The organism is Kordiimonas sp. SCSIO 12610 (genome assembly GCF_024398015.1).
Lineage (GTDB): Bacteria > Pseudomonadota > Alphaproteobacteria > Sphingomonadales > Kordiimonadaceae > CANLMI01.
The window spans coordinates 1409897-1436237 of sequence record NZ_CP073747.1 but is presented as its reverse complement, the minus strand read 5'-3'; the positions used below and the strand labels follow the sequence as shown (position 1 = coordinate 1436237).

Genomic DNA, 26341 nt, shown 5'->3' with positions numbered 1-26341 from the left:
TGTACCCCACAACAACTATACAATCAGAAGTACTAACAAACCACAAAAAACATCTACTTAAAAACAAGGGTTTAGTTATTTAATGTGATATAACAATGAAAATTTGAATGTTAGCGTGACCTAAGTTTTTTGATGATACCAGAGAAGCTAAGGATTGTCTGTTCACCTGTGTATATCTTACCGCGAACAAAGACCATGGAACCCGTAACCTTCACTATTTCACCAGACGCTTCAATCAATGCACCAATAGGCCCCGCGGAGACAAATTCACTATTAAACGAGATTGTAACCCCGCCTGCTTCGCCCAAGCAATCCCGTGCAATCGCAAAAAGTGCATAATCCGCAAATGTCATTAACAAGCCACCATGGATCATACCGCCCATATTGGCGTGTTTCGGGTCAGAGATAAAGGCACACTTATGCGTGCCATCTTCTTGAGGTTTCAGGTGAAATGGCCCGGCCAAATCCTCAAAAGGGTCTGTACCCATATCGGTCCAAAGCTTGTATCCTTCAGGAATTTCTACTGCCATTATAGCCTCAATCATTTGCTTTGAAAAAAGCACGGCAAACTGCCGTGCTCTGATTAATTTCATGCTTTATGCCAATCACTGGCAAACATTAAAAGCCTTTATTTACACCCGACCTTAAAATCCATCGCCGTCCAGCATGTTACCAAGCCCACCGAGGACCGATCCTTCACCCTTGCGTGCACCACTGCCAGCGGGTGATGCGGCAAGCATACGCCCAGCGAGGCGACTGAATGGCAGGCTCTGAAGCCAAACTTTTCCAGGGCCTGTCAACCTTGCGAAGAAAACACCTTCCCCGCCAAAAATCATAGACTTCACCCCCCCGACGCTTTCAATGTCCATATCGACATCCGCGGTCATGGCGGCAAGGCAACCCGTGTCCACATGCAAAACTTCACCGGGCTTCAGATCTTTTTCAATCACCGTTCCCCCAATATGAATGAACGCCCAACCGTCGCCGTCCAGGCGTTGCATAATGAAACCTTCGCCGCCGAACAGGCCTGTCATAATTTTCTGTTGAAAATGGATTCCAATTTGAACCCCTCTTGCAGCTGCAAGGAAACTATCCTTCTGACAAATGATCCGGCCGCCATAATCGTCCAGTTTCACAGGCAAAATATTTCCGGGATACGGTGCTGCGAACGCCACACGTTCTTTACCGAAACCTTCATGTGTAAAAACGGTGGTAAACAAGCTCTCACCCGTAATCAGTCGCTTACCAGCACCCAACAGTTTCCCCATAAAGCCGCCATCCTGACCTGATCCATCCCCAAAAACAGCGTTCATGGTGATGTCCTTGCCTTTGAACATCATGGCGCCCGCTTCAGCGATTGCAGATTCGCCAGGATCCAGTTCAATTTCTACAAACTGCATCTCAGCGCCTTTGATCTCATAGTCGATATCATCCGCAATACCCTGACTTCGAATATGCTTTCGCCCTGCTACTGATGGAACACTCGCTGACATAAATTACCTCCGCTTTAGATTTTGGTTATAAATTTGCCTTACTTATAGGGATTAATGCATGTTTTAGCGGTTTGGTCTACGGCTCTAACACAAGAATATGTCTCAATATGAGAATCTCATAATCTTGATGTGTCAGGCCTTGACGAATGGCCACTAAAGCAGCACTTACTATAACAAAGTAATTTTTTGCTAAAATTCAAGACGTGGAGTATCGCCCAATGAAAGGCGTTTGGAAAATCATCAACTCATTAGTGAAATTCATTCAAGGTATTGGCACAGGCTTTTTAGGCATACTCGTCATATTCTTACTTGTTGCCATCGTTGGCGCTTCCAGTGGCCCGAAAAAACCAACAGTACAGGATGGTTCTGTTTTGGTGTTATGGCCGTCAGGTGCCATTGTTGAACAAAAAGATTTGCCAGATGCCTTTGCAACGGCCTTCAATCAATCAACACCTGAAACTAGTTTTCACGGTATTATCAAGGCCCTTGAAAAAGCAAAAGATGATGACCGTATTTCAGCACTCGCTATTTTAACGGATAGCATGCTTGGCGCTTCACCTAGCCACATTCACGACATTGCGGCTAGCATTCGCGACTTTAAAAGCTCTGGCAAAAAAGTGTACGCAATTTCCACCAGCTACAGCCAATCAGATTATCTTTTAGCAGCAGAGGCCGATAAAATTTACATGAACGGCGAAGGCAATGTCCTTCTTGATGGTTACGGCAGTTACCCACTGTATTACAAAAGCCTTTATGACAAAATCGAAGCAACGGTTAATGTCTTTAAGGTTGGTACATATAAGTCCGCGGTAGAGCCAAGCATTCGCGATAATATGTCTGATGCTGCAAAGGAAGCGAACCTTGCATTCCTGAATTCATTATGGGATCAGTATCTGGACCGTATCGTTGAAGCCCGCGGTCTTGACCGCGCTGTGCTTGTTGATCAGATCAATAACCTCCCTCGCGAAATGGAAAAAGTTTCAGGGGACTTCGGCGAACTGGCCGTCGCTATGGGCTTGGTGGACGAGCTAACTCCGCGCAACGAGTGGCGCCAGTACCTCATGAACGAATATGGCACAAACGATGACCGTACAAGTTTCAAGCAAATTAGTCATGAGGCGTATTTAGCCGCAACGGCAACGGAGAACACAGCGCCAAACCAGATTGCTGTGATCACCGCTCAAGGAACGATCGTTCCGGGTAATGGCCCTGTTACGGTTGCCGCATCTGAGACAATTATCAATCATATCCGCATGGCTCGTAAAAACAGCAACACAGCTGCTATTGTCCTTCGTGTAGACAGCCCTGGTGGGTCTGCCTTCGCGTCCGAGCTTATTCGTGAAGAACTTGTCGCCGCTCAAGATGCAGGCATTCCTGTTGTGGCGTCGATGGGTCCGGTTGCGGCGTCAGGCGGGTATTGGATTTCCGCAACCGCCGACGAAATTTGGGCGTCGCCCACAACGATAACCGGATCAATTGGTATTTTTGCTGTTGTCCCAACATTCGAGAAAACATTGGAGAAAATCGGTGTGCATTCTGACGGCGTTGGCACAACCCCGCTAGCAGGGGGCTTTAACCCACTCGGCGGCCTTAACGATACAGCAAAAAGCATATTGCAACTCTCTATTGAAAACGGATATAGCGACTTCCTAGAGTTGGTTTCTAAGGGCCGAAACATGAGCGTTGAAGATGTCGATAAGATTGCTCAAGGCCGTGTGTGGATCGGTTCAACAGCCAAGGACCTTGGCCTTGTTGATCATCTGGGTAATTTCGGTGACGCGGTTGCCGCTGCTGCCCGTCTCGGTGAAGTTGAAAACTATAAAGCGGTTTTCTACCGTGAAAAACCTAGCCAGTATGAAGTGTTCCTGAACCAGCTCATGAATTCCAAAGCTGTTGGTGACGAGATCAACAATTTCCTACCATCGCGCCAGCTTTCACCGTTGTTGCAAACTGCCCTAGAACTAGAGAGCGAAGTTAGCGAGCTTTTGGAAATCAACGACCCAATGAACCATTATATCCTGTGCCTAGAATGTAAGGTGCAATAATCATGGCGGATATTCAGAAAAGCGATACAGAATGGCGTGATAGCCTGTCGCCTGAACAATATGAAGTTGCCAGATGCGGCGGGACAGAACGTGCCTTCACCGGAAAATATTGGGATTGTAAAACACCGGGAACCTACAATTGTATTTGCTGTGGAACCCCACTGTTTTCAAGCAACAGCAAATACGATTCCGGATCAGGGTGGCCAAGCTTTTATGAGCCTATTGATGGTATCAATGGCAGCGCCATAACCGAACACCGTGATACATCATTTGGGATGGTCCGGGTGGAAGTGGTCTGCTCCAAATGTGATAGCCACCTTGGTCATGTATTCCCTGACGGGCCAAAACCAACGGGCCTTCGCTATTGCATTAATTCCGCATCACTGGACCTGGAAGCAAAAACTTAAGTTTCACAAAATGCAACACAGAGTTTATATCTAAGGGGCTACAGGCCCCTTTTTTGATACACTATATTCATGGTCATGAACATAAACACCCCGCAACAACCAAGAGAAACGGAAAGACCATGACAGACACAATCCAAAATATCCTGCGTATTGAAACCAGCCTTCAAGGTGAAAATTCAACAACAAAGGCGCTTAGTAACTTATTCTTTGAAGAACTGGGAAACAGCGGCTTCACAATTAATCAACGCGACATTTCAAAGGGATTACCCTTAATCGATACAGACTGGGTCGGGGCAAACTTCACACCAGAGGAAGATCGCAGCGACGCACAAAAAAGCGCACTCGCATTTTCCGACACATTGATCGCAGAATTAGAGGAAGCAGACATCATCACCATCGGCCTGCCAATCTATAACTTTGGGGCCCCTGCTTCCTTTAAAACATGGATCGACCTGATCGCCCGCGCCCGAAAAACATTTCGTTATACTGAAAACGGCCCTGTTGGCCTTTTGACGGGCAAGAAGGTTTATATTTTTGTTGCGTCTGGCGGCACACAAGTGGGCAGCGATATAGACTTCGCAACGACATACGCCAAACATGTATTAGGCTTTGTTGGCCTCAACGACGTCACAATAATTGCGGCTGATCAAATGGCCACAAACGGCGAAGAAAGTTTAAATAAAGCACGCGGTAAAACGATTGAAGCTGCGAACGCACTATCCTGATTGCGCAATAAGAACCATTTAAAGTGGCAGAAAAACCGCTGCCACTTTATCGTGTACCTGCGTCAAACACCTCCATTTGAGATCATATTGTATAGGTCACCCAAGCTTCTTCCTGAAAGCCCATAACCAACTGATAGCAACAGTGTGATAACTAGGAAAAAGGAATAACTTACCCATATAGGCCCTGCTTTTAGAACTGCTTTTATCCACCCCTGGCCTTGTCCATATTTCAAGGCGACAATGATATAAATGGACGATAACAGCCAAAATATTGGGCCCGCCATTTCACCGCCCGTAACCGGAATAATAAAAATAAAACCAGTGAAGATTAAAAACAGAAATGTATGGAAATGCAGCGAGAAAATCAGTTGATTAAAATAAAATCGCTTCTTGCCCCAATGAAACAGCCGTAAAATCAGCGCAAAGAAAGGCACCATGATAAAGAGTATTCTCGGCAACCAATCATTAAACACATCATTGAATTTGCTTGGATCCTTGAGAGCCTCCGAAAAACCTTCCACAAGTTGGACAGTCCATTCTTCATCATCTGTATCGGCTTTCCATTGTTGTAATTCTTCTTCACGTATTCCTTCACGTTCTTCGTCAGTTCGCTTCACAAACATATCAAACGAAACATCATAAGGGAAACCGTCAGCATTAATTTTGATATTATCCTCATTAATTGCAACAGGGACATCTTCGCCGATATCATCGATCAAATCGTCCAAATCTACATCAAGTTCGTCAGAGAAAACGGTATCCTTTATGGCATTTCGAGCGATTGCAGGCAGGTTTTTAAGGTCTTCGTCAAGGGCCGCCGATACTTCCGCACGCTCTGCCTCGCTTAACTGATCACTGCCTAACTTCAGATCTTCGCCGTATTTTTCCCGCAACCTCGCTACAACATCCCTAAGGCCCTGTTTTTCAGGAACCGTATTATCAACGGTGCCGCCTTCAGTAATCGCGCTCTCACCCCCTTGGCTGGCTTCAGAGTTTTGCACGGTCGCTTCTTCTGCACCTTCAGCTAAAACGGTGGGCGTTGCCGGAGTTGCTGTGGGTTCTGCGCTTGGCTGCTTGTCATCTGGTTCGTAAGAATTCCAACCCTCCAGAAAATCATTAACAACCTTACCGTCACTATTTTCACCCCCTTGTGTTTGCCCAGATGATAATTGTTCAGACTGTTCTGCGCCGTCGCGGTTTTCTTCCTTCAAGGTAAATTTGATATCGAGTATCAGGACATCTGCGACCAAAAGCAGCGCGAAGAAAGCGAATGTGATTGTAATGTAAAGGCGGAGTGGCGGTATAAAACGCGCGCGTTTACCGCTATTATAATCATGCGTAAGCTTGCCTGGCATAAAAAGAAGCAGAAGCAATGTCTTAAAAAGTTTGCTATCGGGAGCGACAACATTATCAAGCAGTTCCCCAAGCAAAGACCAAATCGGCCTTCTGATGTCCCCTTCCTTTTGACCACAGGCAAAACAAAATGGCCCCGTTAAAACCTCGCCGCAATTCATACAGGAACGGGGAAGCGATAATTCAACATCCTTTGTTTTACGCCCAGCCTGATCAATTACGGTATCCTCGCTGAAGCTTGCATCTTCGGTTGCACTGTTAGCGACCGTTAACGCGACATCGACATCATTGCGTTTGGATTTCCTGACCCGCAAGCGTTCCAGTAGATTTATGATGAAACGTTTCATTACCAAAGCCCCCTTGCTTAGAGCCTTGTATACACCAAGCGAAACGCTATTTCCAGTCACTAACCCTTTGCTTTACATATTACTTTTTTAAAAAATTTAGAAAACTGAGATTAAGTAGGACGTTTGATCTGAAATGTGTCTGTTGTTCTCGCATAGTCGGCACCTGTCAACCGCGCGATCGCATCCAGTTTCCGCACATTGATACGAAGGGGATCAAGGCTTTCTATAATATCATCGCGAACGTGAAAGTGCAGAATTTCACCAATGACGATATGACCACCGCCGCCAAGTGGAACATTCTGAAATAATTTACACTCAAAACTAACGGGGGACAGGCTTATGCGCGGCGGCGCTACCTCAAGTGACTGAACAGTTGCTAATTCGGCGGCTTCTATTTCGCTCTCGCTTGCGGGATACGGGCCAGCACAAATATTCATCTGACTAGCCAGATTTTCATCAACGATATTCACGACGAATTCGCCTGTATCGAAAATATTGTTCGGCGTATCCTTATCGCTGCCATCTGCCTTTGGCTCAAACCCTAATGCCACTACTGGTGGCTCACTTCCCATCGCATTAAAAAAGCTAAAGGGCGCAGCATTGACGATACCGTCAGCACTTATTGTCGTTACAAATGCAATGGGGCGTGGGACAACTGTGGAAGTCAGCAGCTTATAGGCCGAAGCGGCAGGAATATCTTTGGAAGCAAAATGCATAAGGATACTTTTCAACGTCAGAGGATAAGGCGTGCAGGGCAATGAGAGGGGTTTTAATCCTACCTTTCTCTGCACCCCTGTTTTATTTTAGGGTTGCATTTATGGCCCTTTATGCCTTATTTAATACGCGGTCTCCGACGAATGGGTTGCTTTGACGCTCGGCCCCGAACGTGGAAAGTGGGCCGTGGCCGGGCACAAAGGTAACTTCATTACCAAGCGGCCAAAGCTTGCCAGTAATCGCGCCAACCAAATCATCAAAATTCCCTTTCGGAAAATCGGTTCGACCAATGGACCCTTTAAACAATACATCACCGACGAAAGCGACTTTGGTATTTTTCTCATAGAAGACAACATGGCCGGGCGTATGACCAGGGCAATGAATTACGTCCATTGTCAGGTTCCCTAAAGTAACGGCATCGCCGTCATTAAGCCACTCATCAGGCACGCAGCAACGAAGACCTGCCATACCATACTGTGCAGCCTGTTCTTCGATACCATCTAACCAGAAAAGATCATCCGCATGGGGGCCGATAATTGGCAAATCAAACTTGTCTTTTAAATCAGCCGCACCGCCAGCGTGATCCAAATGCCCGTGTGTCAGGAAAATTTTGACAATATTGACACCAAGCTTATCAGCGGCTTCTGTTAGTTTACTAACGTCCCCACCCGGGTCAACAAACGCACCTTCCATCGTTTCGCTGCACCATACGATGCTGCAATTCTGCGAAAAACTGGTTACAGGTACAATTTGCGCTTTCAGCATCATGGTCTCCAATACAAATACAGGCCGAAGGGTCGTGTTTGCGCCAACCTACCCTTGCAGCCCTGTCGGTGCAAGTGCTAGAAATATTACAGCGCGCACCCATTCATAATGTACGCCACTCACGGCAAAATAATAAGGCAAGTTATCAGTATGATGAAGCAAGGAATAATGAATATACTGGTGGCCTTCATACTTTTGTTGCCTATCCTGATCGCACAACCACCCTTACCGATTATCATCGCCAGTATTTTATTGCTCTATGTCCTGACCTACCTGACGTTGGTGGATTTGAAATCATTTCGGCTGCCTAATCATGCGACACTTCCCTTGATGGCTGCGGGCCTGCTATGGAATGTTCTGTTCATTCGAGGTGATGCCGCCACCGACGCCATTATCGGCGCTGCTGCAGGGTATCTTTTTATCTGGAGCATCAGAGAAGTTTATATACGAACACGAAACATAGAGGCAATCGGCCTGGGCGACGCAAAGTTTCTTGCTGCTGCGGGAGCATGGCTCGGGTGGCAAACCCTTCCCTTTATTCTGTTAACCGCATCCGTGAGTGCACTTATAATTGTAACATTTCAATCACTTACAAATAGAAAAATCGACTCAAAGACAGCAATCCCCTTCGGCCCCTACCTATGCATTGGATTCTGGACTCTTTGGTCAGCTAAATATGTCGTGATTTAAAGGCTTTTTGAAATAAAATAAGGTTAACACCTTCTTAAGATTACACTTCTGTGACATTTTCTTTAAACATAAATGACCTCACTTAAGTATTAAAAAACTGTAACATTTCTTCCTTACGAGCTTTTCCCGAACGCCATAGATAACCCCTGAGGTCATCTTTGGCACAATACGATAAAGACATTTGATATCTTTTAATTGGGAAATGTTATGACCTTTACGTCTTTCAAAACCACACTACTCGCTGCAACAACTGCACTTGCACTTGTTGCCTGCGGTGATAGCTCAACAGAAATCGCCTCCCCTGGTACAGTAGGCCCTAACCCTGGTACTGGCGCTGGTGGCGGCGGCACTGGCGGCGGCGGCACTGGCGGTGGTGGCACCGGCGGTGGTGGCACTGGCGTTACGTGTCCATCAGGAACAACTGCAATCACTGTTGGTTCAAGCGAGCAATGTCAGCTTTCAGGTACGATCACTGATGATGTTACACTAACATCAGGTATCATCTACCAGCTTAACGGTAGTGTTCGTATTGGTCAGGATGTTGGCCCAACTGGTCAAAACGCTGGCGGTGATCCCGCTGTTCTTACAATCGAACCTGGCGTTACACTATACGGCGCGACAGCACAGGATGTCCTGATTGTTGCACGTGGTTCACAGATCGTTGCTGACGGTGACGTAAACAACCCAATTACATTCACATCCGCGCTTGATCTTGGTTTCGGTGACGAACTTGGCATTAACCCACGCCCTGCTTTCAATGGCCCAATTCTTGAGCAACCTTTCACATCAGAATGGGGTGGCTTGATCATCAACGGTCGTGCAACGCTTAACACTTGTGACACAGGCATCTGTGAAGCTGAAGGCGAAGGCGACAGTGGCACCTACGGCGGTGACGACGACAACGACAATAGCGGTGTTCTTGAGTATGTTCGCGTTCTTTTCGCAGGTAACCCAATCACATCAACAGATGAATTGAACGGTATTGCCTTCCAGGGCGTTGGCCGTGGTACACGCGTCGACTTCCTTCAGGTTCACAACGGTGCGGATGACGGCGTTGAGTTTTTCGGTGGTACAGTTGATGTTCGCCACCTGATCGTAACCGGCTCTGATGACGACAGCGTTGACTGGACATTTGGATGGCGCGGCCGTGGTCAGTTTATCCTTGTGGTTCAAAACCCCAACCAGTCTAACTCTGACCGTGGTATCGAAGCGGATAACCGTGAAGGTGCAGAAGACGCTACACCGCGCGCTCAACCTGTTCTCTCTAACCTAACTTTCGTTGGCACAGATGTTGGCGATACAGGTATCCTGCTTCGCCGCGGTACAGGTGCAAACATCTTTAACGTGGTTGCTACTGGTTTCCCGGATGCTTGTTTCGATCTTGATGACACAAGCACATTCACAAATGCGGGTTCAAGTGCGACTAACCTCACTGGTAACCTGACAGTTCAATCAACATTGTTTGACTGTAGCGACCCAACCGATGACGAAGCGGGCGATCCATTCCTTCTGGAAACATTTATCCAAAACCAGGATAACAACGTATTTGGCCCATCTTCACTTTCAAACTTTATCAACGGTACCAACGAAGCGGCTGTTCCAGCGGTTGATGTAAGCACAATCGATAGCTTCTTCGATAGTGTTGACCACATTGGTGCGATCGCAAGCGACGATCCATCTGATAACTGGACACTTGGTTGGTCTTTCGGCATCAACGACGATCCTGTATGTCCATCTACAACAACTGCAATTGAAGGTGGCTGTGTCCTTGAAGGTACAATTACAGAAGATACACGCCTTGTTGCTGGCCTTGATTACTTCCTTCGCGGCCCTGTATTCGTTGGCCAGGACGCTGGACCGGACGCTGCAAACCCAGTCGCGGGTGCTGCAAGTGCAACACTTACAATCGATGCTGGCGTGACAATCGAAGGTGAAACACAACAATCACTTCTAATCGTAAGCCGTGGTTCGCAGTTACAATCAAACGGTACACGTGAAAATCCTGTTGTGTTCACAGCGATCAACCCTGAAAGCCGCAATGTAGCAACTGATACATCGCTCTGGGGTGGTCTTGTGATCAACGGTCGTGCAACTATCAACACTTGTAACAGCGGCATCTGTGAAGCAGAAGGCGAAGGTGACAGTGGTCTTTATGGCGGTAACGACGACAATGATGACAGCGGTCAGATGTTCTTCACTCGTGTTGAATTTGCTGGTAACCCAATCACATCAACTGACGAGCTTAACGGTATCGCATTCCAGGGCGTTGGCCGTGGCACAGAGATTGATTTCCTTCAGGTTCACAACGGTGCTGACGACGGTGTTGAATTCTTCGGTGGTACAGTCGACGCGAAACACGTTGTAATCACTGGTGCTGATGATGACAGTCTTGACTGGACATTTGGATGGCGCGGTCGTGTACAACACCTTCTTATCGTACAGAACGAAAACCAGTCTAACTCTGACCGTGGTTTCGAAGGTGATAACCGTGAAGGTGCTGAAGACGCTGACCCACGTGCACTTCCACAAATTGCCAATGTGACACTCATTGGTGCAAGCGTTGGTGACACAGCGGTTCTACCACGCCGTGGTACTGGCCTTCGTCTTTGGAATACGGTTGCTACAGCGTGGCCTGATGCATGTTATGACATCGATGATGCAAGTACATTTGCAAACGCAGGTACTAGTGCAACAGACCTCACTGGTAACCTAACGATCGAATCTACACTATTCGGCTGTAACGATGCGATCGAGGTAGAAGACGGCGATGCATTTGACACACAAGTGTTCTTTGACAACCAAGCAAACAACAACGCTGGCCCAACTTCACTTGTGGCACGTTCAACTGGCGGCGTAGCGTTCATTAACGGCGCGAACGAAAACGCAGTTCCTGTTGTTAACGTGAATGCAATCGACAGCTTCTTTGATCCAGTAACAGCAATCGGCGCGGTTCCTGGTGATGGAAACCTAGACTGGACAGCTGGCTGGACAATCTTCCTGGGTAACTAATCCCTGAAAACATACGCTGCGGCAGGACAACAAACCTTGCCGCAGCGTCCGCTTATCAACTTGCAATAACAATGGTGGTTCTGATGAAACCAACGAAATTATCACTCAAAAGCATGCTTCTTGCCTCAACTGTACTTGTGCTACCTGCACAAGTTTTCGCGCAAGAAGATGACGCTCAGGAAGACGATGGCCCAATTGAAGAAATTCAGGTTCTTGGACGCTTCATCCCTGATGAAAAACGCTCAACCTCTGAAATTTCAAACGTGCTTGATGCAACGGAGTTCCAGCGCACAGGCGACGGCGATGTTGCTGTGGCCCTGACACGCCTCCCAGGTATCTCGCTTGGTAATGATGGCATTCCTTTTGTTCGTGGCCTGAACGAGCGTTATTCAAGCACGCTTCTTGATGGCTCACAGCTTCCTAGTCCTGACCCACTTCGCCGTGCGGTTCCGCTAGATCTGTTCCCTACCGCGATCATTGAAAACGTACTTGTTCAAAAAACATTCTCACCGCAGTATCCTGGCGAGTTTGCGGGCGGTGTTATTGACCTTCGCTCCAAAGCGGTTCCTGATGAGCCCTTCTTTAATGTTGGCATTTCGGGCGAATATAATACCGTTAGCTCGCTTCAAAATGGCCTAAGCTACGACGGTAATTTTGGCGAAGTTTTTGGTTTTGCTGGTGGGTTCCGCCAGTTACCAGGGATTTTAGAAGCCAACCCGCTTCTTGAAGGATTGTCCCCAGGCCAGCTTGAAGCTGCTGGTGAAAGCCTTCCTCTTATCTATTCAGCAGACCTTGAGCCAAACGGCCCGAATGTGGGCGTTAACGTCTCGTTTGGTGATCGCTATGAATTTGATAGCTTCGATGCTGGTTTCATCTTTGTTGTTGATTATGACGCGGATTTCGCAAACAAAGACGGTGTTAGAAACGAGTTTGCTGTAACCGATGCTGGCGTTGTCTTCAACGGCCAAATCAATCCTGATTTCTGTCAATCATCAAGCGATTTCGATTCTGTCGCTGACACATGCGGTAGACGCAATACCGAATTTACTGTTGACCTGAATGCCATTCTTTCCGGCGGTATTGAATTTGATCCTGATAACTCGATCAAAGCCACATCGATCATTCTTAGAAAATCAGTAAAAGAAGTTCTGATTGAAACAGGGTCCTTCAGTGCTGACCCGGGTACACTCAGTAGCTTCACACGTCTTGACTTTGTCGAAAGCCAGATTTGGTCAAACCAGCTTTCTGGTGATCATGTTGTTGGTTTCTTCGGCGGTGACACCGAGCCGGCTGAAATTGATTGGCGCCTGTCTTATAAGCGTGCTGACCGCGATGCACCGCTTCGGAACGAGACAACATTCGATTTCGATGAAAATATCGCACAAGCGTTCGAACTTTCAACCGGGCCGGACAGTAACCTGACATCATTCGGCGAACTGGACGATGAAACATACGAGGTTGGTTTTAACATTGTTCAACCAATCTTTATTGGTGAAAATGCTGTCGATATCAAAACCGGCTTTACCTATGTGGACCGTGCCCGAGATTCTCAATTCCTTCGCTTCCAGTTCGATGCACCAGCCGGTGTAAACCAGGAACTTCTCGCAAGGATTCCTGAAATTATTTTTGGCCCTGCAAACGTAGGCCCAGGTCAGTTTGAGCTTGAAGAATTCACTGATCCTTCGGATACATTCTCTGCTGAATTTGACAACCTACAGGCCTACATCCAGTTTGATGTTGAAATTAGCCCTACCCTGCGTGTCGCGTTTGGTACGCGCTATGAAAGTTCTGATCAGCTAACATCTTCTTTCACACGTATCAGCGGCGAACCAGTAGTTGTTGAACAAAATATCAACCGCTTCCTACCTTCCGCAACTGCGACATGGGAATTTGCTGAAAACTATCAATTGCGCCTAGCATACTCACGTACACTGGCTCGCCCGGACCTGCGTGAACTTTCAACGGCTAACTTTATTGATACGATCACTGGTCTTCAAACCGTTGGTAACCAAAACCTTGTCCCAACATCGATCGATAACTTTGACGCCCGCATCGAATATTATTTCGAAAGCGGTGAGAGCGCGACCCTCGGTGTGTTCTACAAAGATTTGACAAATCCGATCGAGCGTTCTTTCACACTTATTGGTAACACACCGCTTCGTTCGTTCGTGAATGCGGACTCTGCAACAGTATTTGGTGTTGAAGGTGAGTTTGAGAAAGACCTGTTCCTTCAAGACTGGTTCGGTTGGAACTGGCTTGGTGCACGTGATTTCTTCTTCAAAGCGAACGCAACCTATATCGATTCTGAAATCAGTATTGATCCAAACAATAGCGATCAGTTAACGAACAACATTCGCCGTCTACAGGGTCAATCAGACTTCCTTGCAAACTTGCAGTTTGGTTTCGAAGACTTTGATCGCGGTGAAAAAGCAGGCCTATTCTTTACTTTCACAGGCAACCGTATCTTTGACGTTGGCCTTGCAGGCGTTCCTGATGTGATCGAAGATGACTTTTATGACCTTCGGTTTGTGTATGGCCGCGAATTTGAAGTAGGCGGCAATATTCTTGAAGTTACCTTCACGGCAAGCAACCTTTTGAACGATGATTTCTTACTGACAGTAGAGGACACACAGTCTGACGCTGAGTTCACTGCGCTTCAGTATGATATTGGGCGTAGCTTCAGCTTGGGCTTCAAATACTCATTCTAAAAAAGTACTAAGAGGGGCTTTCATAGCCCCTCTTTTCTTTTGTGACATCGCATCCATCAGCTCCTAAAATCACCGCTTATATGTGCCTGTTTCTTGACAAATTCAGATTTTAGCCGAATAACAGACCGTGGGATTGTTGGAAGTTTTGAGCAAGCATCAAATGATAACATTTGTGAGCAATGCTCGGCTCAGTGGAAGAAAATAGTTTGATGCAAAGCATTCGATCAACATCGCTGAAGTCGATTGTATCGCTTAAGGCGGTTATTTCAGTTATTGAAGTGATCTTTATCATTCTGCTTGCATGGCTGGCAGCGTCTTTGTTTTGGTTATTAGTGTCAGGAAATACGGATCAAACGGAAACCGGATCAAACCCAATCGTTGCCAACACGCAATCAGCCCGCAGCCTAAATACCAGCTTCGACACACTGACCCAATTTGACCCTTTCAACCGAACCATCAGCAACGCACAACAACAAATCGAGCAAACCGCTGCACCAGAGACAAGCCTGGACCTGAAATTATTTGGTGTTCGACAAAGCCTTGACGAGAACTCGGCTGGAAGTGCCATTATCCGTACCCCGGACCAGAAAGAATATGTATTCACCATCGATGATGAAATCATTGACGGTGTAAAACTTGTCGCCATCTACTCCACCTATGTCGAAATCACTCGCTCTGGCCTAAGGGAAAGCTTGTATCTTGACGGCGTTGACCCAACTACAACGCGCACAGCGGCGCAGCGCGGTTCGACAGCAGAAGCCAATGCGCCCTATTTAACGAAGGAAAGTGGCGGCACAGTTCGTAAAAGTCAAATAAATGCCTTTTTAAAAACAGTTCAAATGAAGCCGCGCAGGAACGGGCGCTTTATTGACGGTTGGGTTATCAATGCCAATAGCAATCAAGTGGATTTACTTGCGCTTGGATTGAAACCAAATGACATATTTTTGTCCGTTAATGACACGCCGGTGACAACGCTGGAAATTTTGACAGAATTAGTCTCGGAAATCGGGAATTCACCCACCCTTACAATTCGGGTAGAGCGTGAAGGAAAGATCAAGGAATTGTCCTTTGATTACCAAGCAACACAATGAAAAGCAGCTTTCTATGAAACAAATGCTAAAATATAGCTTATCAGTAATTGCCCTAACAGGTATCTTTTCAACGATCCCTTCGCTTGGAAATGTGAATTTTGTAGAAAGCGCTATCGCACAAGATCAAGTGTTGAATTTCCGTGATGCAGACATTCGCGCTATGATCGATGATATCTCGATGATGACGGGGAAAACCTTCATCCTTGACCCACGAGTTCAGGGCAAAATCACTATCATTTCACGCGAGCCAGTCCCTACCGCCGATGTGTTTGATATGTTTTTATCTGCGCTTCGCGTTTATGGCTTCACCGCGGTCCCAACTAAAGGCGGCGCCTATAAAATTGTTCCGGACGAAGCGGGTGTTACTGACCGTACAGCAACCGGAATTGATGTTCCTGATGACCAGTTGATCACAGAGGTTTTCCGTATCAACTATGTTGATGCAATCACTGCCTTGAATACGGTCAAACCAATCATTCATCGCCTTGGTCGTGCGATCGCGCACAGATCAAATAATTTTTTGGTTGTTGTCGATTACGCTGGCAATATGGAACGTATTAGAAGTGTCTTAAAATCGATTGATAGAGATACCGCAACAACACGACTTATCTCGCTTGTCAACACCTCAACCGAAGAGATGGCAGAAACAATATCAGCGCTTCGTTCGTCGGGTGCTGGGGACGAAAACCGGAATACATCGCTCAAAGTTATTCCAGTTCTCAGCAGTAACACCCTTATTTTGAAAGGTGATCAGGAAGTTGTTGATGAATTGATGCCAATTATCACCGACCTGGATAGCAGAAGTGCCACCAAAGGTGATATTGAAGTTATTTATCTGAAACATGCTGACGCCGAAGAAATCGTTCCAACGCTCGAGCAAATCAGCAGGTCTATTGCCAGCAGCTCATCGGGTACTGTTAACGCAGGCAACACCCTTGCTCCGCAGGGAGTTGTGCCAGTTAGTCAACCAATTGTCGGAAATTCGGGCGGCGGCGCGCGCGCGACCATTGCCTATGACCGCGGAACGAATGCGCTCATTATCAGCGCGAGCCCAGATATGCAGAAAGCACTTGCGGATGTAATTAGGAAGCTTGATGTTCCAAGAGCACAGGTGATCATTGAGGCCATTATCGTCGAAATTTCCGACCAAGCCGCAAAAGACCTTGGCGTTCAATATGTTCTCTCGGGCGGTGAAGGCAGCAATATTCCGTTCACGGCGACCAACTTTGCCGCAACCGCACCTAATATTCTCGCGACGACGGGTGCATTGCTTGTCGATGATGATAGCCCGTTTGCAGGACAAGGGGATGCCCTCAGGACAGCAGCAGTTAACTCATTGTTGGGGACAAATGGGTTTCTGGGTGGCTTTGCAGGAGAATCCGGCGGAACAATTTTTGGTGTTATCTTAAATGCGTTACAGCAGGACATTAGCTCTAACATCCTATCAACACCGTTTTTAACGACGCTAAACAATCAACCTGCCAGCCTGATTGTCGGGCAGGAAATTCCCGTCACCAGCGGTGAGGTTTTGGGTAACGATAACTCTAACCCCTTCAGAACGGTTACCCGTCAGGAAGTGGGGATTCAATTGGATGTAACGCCACAAATCAACGAAGGTGATCAAATTCGCCTACAAATCAATCAGGAAGTTTCAAGCGTTGAAGAAGCGATCATCACGACAAGCGCCGATTTCATTACGAACAAACGCCAGATCCAAACTACAGTCATGGCGGAAGACGGTGAAATCATTGTTTTAGGTGGCCTGATCCAACAGGACGAAAGCATCACGCTTAATAAGGTACCGTTACTTGGGGATATTCCTGTTCTAGGAAACCTTTTTAAAAGTGAGAGCAAATCGCTGGAAAAAACCAACCTTATGGTCTTCATTCGCCCGACCATTCTAAGGGACGGCGCTGACGTACGCGACGTAACCCGCCGCAAATATCAATACACCCGTCAGCAACAGTTAGAATGGAGAGAAGACGGCGGGGAAGCCGGAATTGATGTAATCCTGCGCGATGTAATCGGCGGCAAAACACCACCAAAGATCGATAATTGATTGTGAATTATGCCAGAGATGTCTGAGATCAGCGAAAATTCAGATACTGCTCATGTCGAGGAATCTTCTACCTCGCCTATCCTGAGCTATAGTTTTGCCAAATCACACGGTTTGATCGCAACACGCGGTGAAGACGGTGTTGTTTTAGCAACCAAGGGTGCGATGGAAATCGATCCCTTACTATTTGTTGAAGTGCGAAGAGCAGCCGGATCACCTTTCAAAATTCAAGAATTGGACGGGGCAGCATTTGATCAGCAATTATCCAGTATCTATGCGGTTGATGGCATAGCATCTGGCAAACTCGCAGATGATCTGGGGCAATCTGAAAATCTGGATAGTTTGGTTGATGATATTCCCCAAACTGCAGACTTGCTTGATAGCGACGATGATGCACCCGTTATTCGCTTGATCAATGGCTTGATTGCAGAGGCCGTTAAAAATCGCGGTTCCGACATTCATATAGAGCCTTATGAAACAGGCCTTTCTGTCAGGTTGCGCATTGACGGCGTATTAAAGGAAACGCTGAGTTTACCCGTTAAACTCGCTCCTTTATTGGTTTCCCGTATAAAGGTTATGGCGCGGCTCGACATTGCGGAAAAACGTATACCACAAGATGGACGTATTTCCCTAACGATTGGCGGGAAGGCAATTGATGTCCGTGTCTCGACCCTGCCCTCGCGCCACGGTGAACGTGTTGTTTTACGGCTATTGGACCGCGATCAAGCCCATTTCGATATTTCTGACCTCGGAATGGAAGAGAAAACACGCGGACGCTTTGAAGATGTAATCAAAGAACCGAACGGAATTATTTTGGTAACGGGTCCAACGGGTTCTGGTAAAACCACAACGCTTTATGCAGGCCTGTCGCTTTTGAACGACAAAACCCGAAATATTCTGACCGTAGAGGACCCTGTTGAATATGCGTTGGAAGGCGTTGGGCAAACACAAGTGAACGCCAAAGTCGGTATGACGTTCGCAGCTGGATTGCGGGCAATGCTGCGGCAAGACCCGGACGTGGTTATGGTCGGCGAGATACGGGATGTTGAAACCGCCGAAATCGCGGTGCAAGCAAGTTTAACAGGCCACCTAGTTCTCTCCACTGTGCACACCAACAGCGCCGTCAGTGCCGTTACACGTCTACGCGATATGGGGGTGGAACCCTTCCTTTTAGCGAGCACAGTAAAAGCTATTTTGGCGCAGCGCCTTGTTCGCAGGCTATGTCCGCACTGTAAGACACCTATTGAAGCCGATGGCAGCACCAAAAAGCTTCTAAACCTACCCGCTGACCAATCTGCAACGATTTTTAAAGCGAATGGTTGCCCTGAGTGTAATGGAACCGGTTATCAGGGGCGTGTTGGCCTCTACGAACTTGTTATCGTTGATAGCAAGCTTCAGGAACTTATTCATGATGACGCCCGCGAGCAAGCGATTGCAGACCATGCTTTCAAATCCTCAGATACGCTTGCTGAAAATGGGTTCTCTCAAGTCCTGAAAGGGACAACAACCGTAGAAGAAGTTCTGCGTGTTTGCAAAGCCGAGCGAGAAGATCATGCCGGCATTTGAATATGAGGCCCTTGATACAAGTGGCCGCACAAAAAAGGGAACTATTTCTTCTGAGAATGCCCGAAGCGCACGAAGGGAATTGCGCGCCAAAAAGCTGGTCCCTATTCGCCTTGATGTGGCGGCAGAAAAAAAGGGATTATCAAGGGAAATTAGTTTTGGCAACGGTGGCAGCGGTAAATTATCGCATAAGGATGTCACGCTATTTACCCGACAATTGGCGACAATGGTGGGGGCAGCCGCGCCAATTGAAGAAGCCCTCAATACAATTGCCCTTCAGGCTGAAAAGCCAGCCTTAAAACGCATCATCCTTGAGGTTCGTGCAAACGTTATCGAAGGACACAAGCTTTCTGAAGCAATGGCGAAGCATAACAAAAGCTTTGATCAGCTTTATTGCTCAATGGTTGCTGCAGGAGAAAACTCAGGAAGTTTATCAGCGGTTCTAAATCGCCTCGCTGATCATATGGAACGCTCTCAGGCCGTTCGAGCCAAAGTTCAAACCGCCCTGATTTATCCGGCGGCTTTATCGTTTGTCGCAGTTGGGGTAATCATTGCCCTTATGACATTTGTTGTTCCCAAAGTTGTCGAGCAATTTGATAGCATGGGCAGAACGCTTCCCTTCCTTACGCGTTTGATGATCAACATTTCAGAGTTCATCCAGAACTTTGGCCTTGTTATTTTGCTTTTCCTTATTGTCGGCACCTTCGCTTTTTTTCGTGCCCTCAAAGCCAGGGCATTCAGGAAAAAAGTTGATCAGTTTATTCTCAGCCTGCCAGTTATTGGCAAGCTGGTCCGCGGCCTCAATGCAGCGCGGCTGGCACGCACGCTCAGCACCCTGATTTCAAGCGGTGTCCCTGTTTTAAGCGGTCTAAGAGCCGCACAAAAAACAGTCAGCAACACAGTGCTTCAGGACGCGATCGACAAAGTCGTGATCATGGTAGAAGAAGGCGCCAGCCTGTCCGCAGCCTTAAAGCGCACGAGCGGATTTCCGCCTATGGTTGCCTATATGGCAGCAGCAGGTGAAAACAGTGGCCAGTTGGAGGAATTGCTCGGCAAGTCAGCGGACTATCTTGAAAATGAATTTGAAAGCTTTACTTCGGCTGCACTGTCCTTGCTCGAACCGATGATCATCATTATGATGGGCGGCGTAGTTGCGGTCATTGTTTTATCGATCCTGCTTCCGATTTTGCAACTGAATACGCTTGCAGGCCTTTAAAACAAGATAGCAAAAATGAAAAAGAATAGTATCAACCAAGGAGTATATGATCATGATCAAATGGTTGAAAAATAGATTTGAAAAGAACCCTCGTTTGAATGCGCTCAAAGACGACATTCAAAATGAAGACGGGTTCACACTCGTAGAATTGATGGTTGTGATTGTCATCATTGGATTGCTTGCAACGGTTGTGGTTATCAATGTTTTACCAAGTACAGACACAGCAAGCATTACCAAAGCCCGCGGTGATATTGCAACGCTTGAGCAAGCGGTTGACCTTTATAAACTTGATAACCTTGTCTATCCATCAACCGACCAAGGTCTTGATGCTTTGGTGACACGCCCTGACGGATTAGCCCGCCCTGAACGGTACCGTCCTGATGGTTATATTCGCCGCCTGCCACCAGACCCGTGGGGAAACCCATACCAGTATAGCTACCCCGGAGAAAACGGTACATTTGATATTTTCTCCTTGGGTGCAGACGGCAGATTAGGCGGTGAAGGACTAAACGCAGATGTGGGTAACTGGCAAACACAATAGTCAGCAAATCATCGTATCCCCCCGCACCGGCCATTCCACCGATGCGGGGTTTACATTGATTGAGCTGTTGGTTGTGATCGTTATCATAGGATTGATGGCGAGTGTTGTTGTGCTCAATTTACCCTCCAATCGCCAAACCTTGAGCGATGAAACCGATGTAATCGTTGCGCGGTTAAACCTAGCGTCACAAGAAGCCATTTTAACGGGCAGTGTAATCGGCCTGAAGCTTGACCGCGATGGTTATTCGTTCATGCGCCGTCAGCGCGGCGAGTGGTTGCCCTATGCAGCTTCCGGGAAACAAGGCACCATATTATGGCCTGAAAATATCAAGCTTGCTTTCGAATTCGAAGGCGAAAAAGTCGCCATTGGCCGTAGCAGTACAAAGGCAACACCGTTAATTCCCAATGTATTTTTCCTACCGAGCGGTGAAACACAGAATTTCAGCCTAACCTTAAGCGGCGCAGGCGAAGAAGAAACAATTCAGGTCCTGGCAAGCGGGCAGATCACGCTTCAATCGGCTGAAGCATTTTAAGTATGATTTTTAAACCATGAAACATCAAGGCCATAACAACGATCTAGCGCTTAAACAATCTGCATCTTCAGATGAAGGCTTTACGCTGGTTGAAGTTATGGTTGCACTCGCGGTCTTTTCAATCGCTGTTGTCGCAATGATCACAGCCCAAAATGAAAATATACGGACGATTACAATTCTCGAAGAGCGGGCTTTTGCCGAAATAGCACTCGAAAATATTCTGGTAGAAACCGTTACCTCACCCGCGAATATTCCTGTAGGTTTTACAAGCGGGCAAGTGACTTATGCTGAACGCATTTTTGATTGGCGCAGGCAAGTCATTGAAACGTCGAGCCCTAACGTTCACCGGGTTACCATAAGCATCTACAACCAAGGCGGTGAACAAGCCTTACAAAGCTTCACAGCACTTAGGAAGGCAGATTGATGCGCGCACAGCCTTCCATAAATGAAGTAGCAAATGATAATGGTGCTGGTTTCACATTGGTAGAAGTCCTTGTTGCCCTCTTTATTTTTGCGCTTATTGCAAGCGCCAGCACAGTCGCCCTCTCCAGTACCCTTCAAAGCAAGAGTGCAATCGAAGCACGCTCTGAGGCCCTAACATCGCTTCAGCTTGCCCGAGCAACATTTAAATCTGATTTCCTTCAAACTGTTATACGCCCCACACGAGATGCGTTCGGCGGCCAGAATAATATCGGATTTGACGGCACACTAAAATTATCAGGTGAACCCTTTCTAAAGTTTGTAAAACGAGGATGGCTAAACCCTGCGGGCGCGAGACCCCGCGCGAACATTCAGGCTGTCGAATATTATCTAAACGGGACAAACCTGGTTCGCCGGACTTTACTGCGTACCGACCCGACAGCCCAAACCCCGGTTTATGACCGTACACTTTTAAGCGGCGTTAACGGCGTTAGTGTGCAATTTTTAATCAATGGTATCTGGCAGGCAGAATGGTTTGGCGATGGGTATGATGAAAGCAGATTACCCTCTGCTATAGCCTTGACCATTGATAGCGATGAATTTGGCGTTCTTCGGCAACTTTTCATTGTTGGCGGTGACAGGCCATGATCAATCAAAACCTGAAAACGCTAAAGGCCTCCAACTCTGACCGCGGAGCAGTTTTGATCACAGTGCTGTTAATCGTCGCCGTTATGGCCGCGGTTGCTGTTGCGCTTGTTGATGATATTCGGTTTGGCATCCGGCGCGCTTCCAATATTTCTTCCACAACGCAGGCAAATTGGTACGCCCTTGGTTCCGAAGCACTTGCACTGTCTGTTATCGATCAAACATCACAATTGTCCGCGGATAAAACGACACTTGAACAGCCATGGGCAACCAACCGCGGTATTTTCCCGATAGACGGCGGTTCAATTGCAACCCAACTTGCTGATGGCTCAAATTGCTTCAATGTAAATAGTTTGGTGGAAAAGAATGAACGCTCAGAATACATCGCTAACGTCGACGCGCGCAAACAATTTCGTACGTTACTAGAGGCCAATGGTGTAAGCGATAGCGAAAGCGAGACAATTTCAGGCGCAATTACAGATTGGATCGATAGTGATAGCCGCCCTGTTCCCCGCGGTGCTGAGGATTTTGATTATACTGGAGGAAATCCAGCCTACAGGCCACCCAATCACCTGATCAGCGATATTACGGAACTGAGAGCGATCAAAGGCATTGACCTTGAGACCTATACCGTTCTGAAGCCATTATTATGCGCGCTTCCCAACACCAACCTCAGTGAAATTAATATCAATACGCTAACGCCTGATCAGGCATCATTGATTACAATGATTGTAGGCAAAGCCCTGAAGGCTGATACTGTTGCCACCGTTCTTGGAAACAGACCGGCTTCTGGGTTTGATACACTAGAAGCCTTCTGGTCATCCAAGGAATTTGAAGATATCGATATCGATCAATCAGTCCGCGATCAGGTAAAAGAAAAAACTGCTTTCTTTACCTTGACAACAACTGTTATTTACGGTGATGCCTATGTTACAATGACATCGCTTATCAGCGCGGGCGGAGACGGCAATGCTTATATTGTATCGCGTCAGTTTGGAGAAGAAATTTGAGCCAACATCTGATCATCTATGCTGATCGCGTCAGTAACGATACAATGAGTTGGGCATTGTTTAATACAGTCACCCATCACTGTATCGAACAAGGTGAGGCTCCGATTGACCTTATTCTTGAAAATAGCAGCTCTCTGGAGAACACAGAGCTATCGCTGGTACTATCAGGGTTCGAAGCACCATTGCATTATGCTGAAATTCCCGCAAAAACAGAAGCGCAAGCACGGGCCGCAGCACCGTATATCTTAGAGGATGACCTTGCTTCAGCGCCGGAGGCCCTTCATTTCGCGCTTGGCAGCGAAGAGGCAAACAACCAAAGGCCAGTCATTATCGTTGTCCGAGATATTATGGATCACTGGGTATCCTATTTTCAGTCCCATAATATCAAACTAAACGGCATATATGTGGACAGCAACTGCATGCAAGCTGGCAGCGCTCCATCCATATACGAGACGCCACAGAATGATTTTATTTTGAATATTCCGGGCAACTTTTCCGGATGCATTGACAGCGATATGATCGAAATTGTTGGCCCCAAGATTGTCGGGGATACAAGCGATAAAGTTACAGTTTATGCGGACCAGGACCGCTATAAAATAAGCCTCAACAATCAGGATACGCGCCCAGGCCTTTCCGTTGCGGAATTCTTTAAGGCCTTTAACCGCGCGATCCTTGAAGACGTCTCTATCAATTTACTGCAGGGTGACTTCGCAAATCGTCAATCACTCAAAGAAATTTGGATGATCTGGAAGCGTCCAGCCATATTGGCATTATCATTGACGATTGCCTTTGTTGGATATTTCGCCGTTGAGACTTGGCAGTTGTCCCGCACCATTGCTCAGTTGGACCGGGATACAAGAGCCGCGATGGAACAAACATTTCCGGGGGTTCGTACGATCAATCAGGTTCGAGCCCGTGTACGGACAAGCCAAACCAATGCGACAGACCGGTTTATTTTACTCTCTGAAATACTCTTCAACAGCGTCCAAGAAAATGACAATGTATCTGTCATTAGCACACGCTATGATGAAAACAGGGGTGAACTTTCGGTTAGCCTTAATACCGGCGCTTTCAACGACGTTGAGCTTATGAAAAATGCTGTGGAACGTAAAGGTGCCAGCCTTACGGAAGGCGCATCAAGACAAGTTGACGGTAGAATAATCGCCGATATCACCATCAGGGAGCGCTAATCATGACCAGTTTGATGAAATGGTGGTATGACCGGGATGACCGTGAACGTATATTATTGACGATCATGGCCGTAATGATTGTTCTCTTTTTGGTGTATTTTTTACTGTACCTGCCACTCAAACAGCATAGAAACCAATTGCAGTATCAATATGAGGCTGCGATTAGCGATGCCGCGATTATAGAAAGCGCCATTTTAGAAGCTTCAAGAATTCAAGAAAACGATACACAGAAATTGGCGACAACTGACGCTGATGTCAGGCAAGTGATTAGCCAAAGCGCACAAAAGCTCGGTTTAACGTTAACCCGTTTGCAGCCTGATCAAACGAGTGGCCTGAATGTCTGGGTTGATAGCGTCGAAACAACTGTCTTTTATCAGTGGGTTTTGGAGCTTCAAAAACAACACGGTATCTATGTGGCGCGCGCGTCCTTGAATAATGATAATAATGGCCTGATCCGGGTGCAGTTACTGCTCAAAAGCGGGGCAGCGGCATGACATTCAAGCGTTTAACCCTATTATTCGTCATTTTCTTCTTCGGGTTTGTGGTCACCAAATTACCTTTTGCTATTTTAGAGCCCGCAAGTAATGAAGGAAAATTCAAAGGCACAATCTGGAACGGCACCGCAAGCAATATAGAAACGCCATTTGGCTCCACTTCTCTGTCATTCAAAGCTAATCCCTTTTCCTTCATTCTGATGTCTGCCAGCGGTGAATGGGAAGCAAACTCACGATCACTGCGAGGCAGTGGTCATGCTGACATTGGCTTCTTTTCAAATCCACGCATTTCAAATGCCAAGATCAATATCAATCTTGCCCCCCTTAATTTGCAAGAAGCTATTATTGGCAATTTAATATTCAATATCGAAGAGCTGGAAATAAACAGGAACGGCGCATGCGTTAATGTAACGGGTAACGCCCAAACTGACGCGTTAATTCGCTCACAGGATGCGCTAAAATGGCAAGGGCCGATGCTAGAGGGGCCCATTACCTGTGAAGATGGTAATTTCCGCATCAATATGGGCGGTGTCAAAAACGAGGACAGTGTTCAAATTAACAGTGTTCTTCACACAAATGGACTTTTTCAACATAAAATAACCGTCTATAGCGATAATCCAGTCCTTGCCCTTGCCTTAACCTATCAAGGGTTTGAGCAACAGGGGAATAGCTATATATTAACGCGAAATGGTCGTTGGTAATGAAATCAATACAGAAAAATTCACAGCGTCAATACCAATCAAAAAGCATGATTGCTCTTCTGTCAGCAACATTGCTTGCAACAGCATGCGCTGAATTTTCGCAGCAAACAACGCCGCCTACCTCCACGGAACAACCCCAAAGCGGAGGTATTGTCACCTCCAACGACCTTGTTGAGCAGGCGCCAGAAGCACCCGCAGTGCCTGCTGATCTTCGTCTGATCACTAGGATCGGCGAATTACCTGCCCAGCCCTTAATCGAAAAGGGATGTGGCCTCTTCCTATGGGCCAGCCTACCAGAGCGAAAGCTTGTTTTCTATACCGACACAGAAAACCAGACAGCATTAATGTCACTCGATAATTTACAAACGCGACTATCCAATAATCAGGCTTCAGGGTTATCCTATCTGGGTATTGCCGGTGATCAAGCTTTCAGCGGATCAGGCCTCAATGTCCGGCTTAGCTTCACTGCCCAGCAAACTAAAGGGTTTACAGGCGGCGCGATAGTACGACAAGCGACACTCAGATTAAAAGATAACGAAGGTTGGGAAGTTGTTATGCCTGTTGCTGGCTTGATTGGTTGCAACGACGCGTAATATCTGAAGACTTAACAAATACGCCGTTACTCA

At 47.0% G+C, this 26341-nt stretch carries 25 protein-coding genes; 20 read left to right on the top strand and 5 right to left on the bottom strand.

Going from position 1 to position 26341, the window contains the following annotated elements:
• Nucleotides 1-110: 110 nt before the first annotated feature.
• Together KFF44_RS06505 and KFF44_RS06500 are read right to left on the bottom strand one after the other, a co-directional pair.
• On the bottom strand, nucleotides 111-593 hold the full coding sequence (locus tag KFF44_RS06505; protein ID WP_255938297.1) for a PaaI family thioesterase: 483 nt from the start codon (nucleotides 591-593) through the stop codon (nucleotides 111-113).
• A gap of 51 nt (nucleotides 594-644) precedes the next feature.
• Nucleotides 645-1493: a TIGR00266 family protein gene (locus KFF44_RS06500; RefSeq protein ID WP_255938296.1), complete on the bottom strand. Its 849-nt coding sequence runs from the start codon at nucleotides 1491-1493 to the stop codon at nucleotides 645-647.
• A gap of 218 nt (nucleotides 1494-1711) precedes the next feature.
• On the opposite strand from KFF44_RS06500, the gene sppA reads away from it, so the two are divergent.
• The 3 genes from sppA to KFF44_RS06485 all read left to right on the top strand — a co-directional run bounded on the left by sppA (nucleotide 1712) and on the right by KFF44_RS06485 (nucleotide 4670).
• Entirely contained in the window at nucleotides 1712-3538 is a 1827-nt protein-coding gene (gene sppA / locus KFF44_RS06495; RefSeq protein ID WP_255938295.1) for a signal peptide peptidase SppA, read from the top strand.
• Nucleotides 3539-3540: 2 nt separating this feature from the next.
• Nucleotides 3541-3945 carry a peptide-methionine (R)-S-oxide reductase MsrB gene (gene msrB, locus KFF44_RS06490; protein WP_255938294.1) on the top strand — a complete coding sequence of 135 codons (405 nt, stop codon included), beginning with the start codon at nucleotides 3541-3543 and terminating at the stop codon, nucleotides 3943-3945.
• A gap of 119 nt (nucleotides 3946-4064) precedes the next feature.
• A complete protein-coding gene (locus KFF44_RS06485; RefSeq protein ID WP_255938293.1) occupies nucleotides 4065-4670 on the top strand; it encodes an FMN-dependent NADH-azoreductase in 606 nt (201 codons plus the stop codon).
• Nucleotides 4671-4732: 62 nt separating this feature from the next.
• Here KFF44_RS06485 and KFF44_RS06480 read toward each other — a convergent pair whose 3' ends face one another.
• The 3 genes from KFF44_RS06480 to KFF44_RS06470 form a co-directional block, all read right to left on the bottom strand.
• Complete coding sequence (locus KFF44_RS06480; RefSeq protein WP_255938292.1) at nucleotides 4733-6370, bottom strand: DUF3667 domain-containing protein; 1638 nt, start codon at nucleotides 6368-6370, stop codon at nucleotides 4733-4735.
• A gap of 110 nt (nucleotides 6371-6480) precedes the next feature.
• Nucleotides 6481-7086, bottom strand: coding sequence for a flavin reductase family protein (locus tag KFF44_RS06475; RefSeq protein ID WP_255938291.1), 606 nt, complete (start codon nucleotides 7084-7086; stop codon nucleotides 6481-6483).
• A gap of 109 nt (nucleotides 7087-7195) precedes the next feature.
• Entirely contained in the window at nucleotides 7196-7852 is a 657-nt protein-coding gene (locus tag KFF44_RS06470; protein WP_255938290.1) for an MBL fold metallo-hydrolase, read from the bottom strand.
• Nucleotides 7853-7887: 35 nt separating this feature from the next.
• Here KFF44_RS06470 and KFF44_RS06465 point away from each other — a divergent pair, with 35 nt between their 5' ends.
• The 17 genes from KFF44_RS06465 (at nucleotide 7888) to KFF44_RS06385 (ending at nucleotide 26308) form a co-directional block, all read left to right on the top strand.
• The gene (locus tag KFF44_RS06465) at nucleotides 7888-8160 is read left to right on the top strand and encodes a hypothetical protein (protein ID WP_255938289.1); all 273 of its coding nucleotides are present in this window, start codon (nucleotides 7888-7890) and stop codon (nucleotides 8158-8160) included.
• Entirely contained in the window at nucleotides 8138-8539 is a 402-nt protein-coding gene (locus tag KFF44_RS06460; protein ID WP_255938288.1) for an A24 family peptidase, read from the top strand. The genes KFF44_RS06465 and KFF44_RS06460 overlap by 23 nt, the downstream gene beginning before the upstream one ends.
• A 207-nt stretch (nucleotides 8540-8746) precedes the next feature.
• The gene (locus KFF44_RS06455; RefSeq protein WP_255938287.1) at nucleotides 8747-11548 is read left to right on the top strand and encodes a hypothetical protein; all 2802 of its coding nucleotides are present in this window, start codon (nucleotides 8747-8749) and stop codon (nucleotides 11546-11548) included.
• Nucleotides 11549-11631: 83 nt separating this feature from the next.
• Nucleotides 11632-14256 (top strand): TonB-dependent receptor domain-containing protein, encoded by a 2625-nt coding sequence (locus KFF44_RS06450; protein ID WP_255938286.1) that lies wholly within the window; start codon nucleotides 11632-11634, stop codon nucleotides 14254-14256.
• Between the two features lie 209 nt (nucleotides 14257-14465).
• Nucleotides 14466-15347 (top strand): type II secretion system protein N, encoded by an 882-nt coding sequence (locus tag KFF44_RS06445; RefSeq protein WP_255938285.1) that lies wholly within the window; start codon nucleotides 14466-14468, stop codon nucleotides 15345-15347.
• 13 nt (nucleotides 15348-15360) lie between these two features.
• Nucleotides 15361-17406, top strand: coding sequence for a type II secretion system secretin GspD (gene gspD / locus KFF44_RS06440; protein WP_255938284.1), 2046 nt, complete (start codon nucleotides 15361-15363; stop codon nucleotides 17404-17406).
• An 18-nt stretch (nucleotides 17407-17424) separates the two neighbouring features.
• On the top strand, nucleotides 17425-18969 hold the full coding sequence (gene gspE / locus KFF44_RS06435) for a type II secretion system ATPase GspE (RefSeq protein ID WP_255938802.1): 1545 nt from the start codon (nucleotides 17425-17427) through the stop codon (nucleotides 18967-18969).
• Entirely contained in the window at nucleotides 18956-20182 is a 1227-nt protein-coding gene (gene gspF, locus KFF44_RS06430) for a type II secretion system inner membrane protein GspF (RefSeq protein ID WP_255938283.1), read from the top strand. The genes gspE and gspF overlap by 14 nt, the downstream gene beginning before the upstream one ends.
• Before the next feature lie 46 nt (nucleotides 20183-20228).
• Entirely contained in the window at nucleotides 20229-20723 is a 495-nt protein-coding gene (gene gspG / locus KFF44_RS06425; RefSeq protein ID WP_370691124.1) for a type II secretion system major pseudopilin GspG, read from the top strand.
• Entirely contained in the window at nucleotides 20698-21255 is a 558-nt protein-coding gene (gspH, locus tag KFF44_RS06420; RefSeq protein WP_255938281.1) for a type II secretion system minor pseudopilin GspH, read from the top strand. The genes gspG and gspH overlap by 26 nt, the downstream gene beginning before the upstream one ends.
• A gap of 16 nt (nucleotides 21256-21271) precedes the next feature.
• Entirely contained in the window at nucleotides 21272-21679 is a 408-nt protein-coding gene (gene gspI, locus KFF44_RS06415) for a type II secretion system minor pseudopilin GspI (RefSeq protein ID WP_255938280.1), read from the top strand.
• Nucleotides 21679-22323, top strand: coding sequence for a type II secretion system minor pseudopilin GspJ (gene gspJ / locus KFF44_RS06410; RefSeq protein ID WP_255938279.1), 645 nt, complete (start codon nucleotides 21679-21681; stop codon nucleotides 22321-22323). The genes gspI and gspJ overlap by 1 nt, the downstream gene beginning before the upstream one ends.
• Nucleotides 22320-23330, top strand: coding sequence for a type II secretion system minor pseudopilin GspK (gene gspK / locus KFF44_RS06405; protein WP_255938278.1), 1011 nt, complete (start codon nucleotides 22320-22322; stop codon nucleotides 23328-23330). The genes gspJ and gspK overlap by 4 nt, the downstream gene beginning before the upstream one ends.
• Nucleotides 23327-24520, top strand: coding sequence for a type II secretion system protein GspL (gene gspL, locus KFF44_RS06400; RefSeq protein ID WP_255938277.1), 1194 nt, complete (start codon nucleotides 23327-23329; stop codon nucleotides 24518-24520). The genes gspK and gspL overlap by 4 nt, the downstream gene beginning before the upstream one ends.
• A gap of 2 nt (nucleotides 24521-24522) precedes the next feature.
• Nucleotides 24523-25014: a type II secretion system protein GspM gene (gene gspM / locus KFF44_RS06395; protein ID WP_255938276.1), complete on the top strand. Its 492-nt coding sequence runs from the start codon at nucleotides 24523-24525 to the stop codon at nucleotides 25012-25014.
• Nucleotides 25011-25715 (top strand): type II secretion system protein N, encoded by a 705-nt coding sequence (gene gspN, locus KFF44_RS06390; protein WP_255938275.1) that lies wholly within the window; start codon nucleotides 25011-25013, stop codon nucleotides 25713-25715. Before gspM ends, gspN begins: the two co-directional genes overlap by 4 nt.
• The gene (locus KFF44_RS06385) at nucleotides 25715-26308 is read left to right on the top strand and encodes a hypothetical protein (protein ID WP_255938274.1); all 594 of its coding nucleotides are present in this window, start codon (nucleotides 25715-25717) and stop codon (nucleotides 26306-26308) included. The genes gspN and KFF44_RS06385 overlap by 1 nt, the downstream gene beginning before the upstream one ends.
• The last annotated feature ends 33 nt before the right edge of the window (nucleotides 26309-26341 follow it).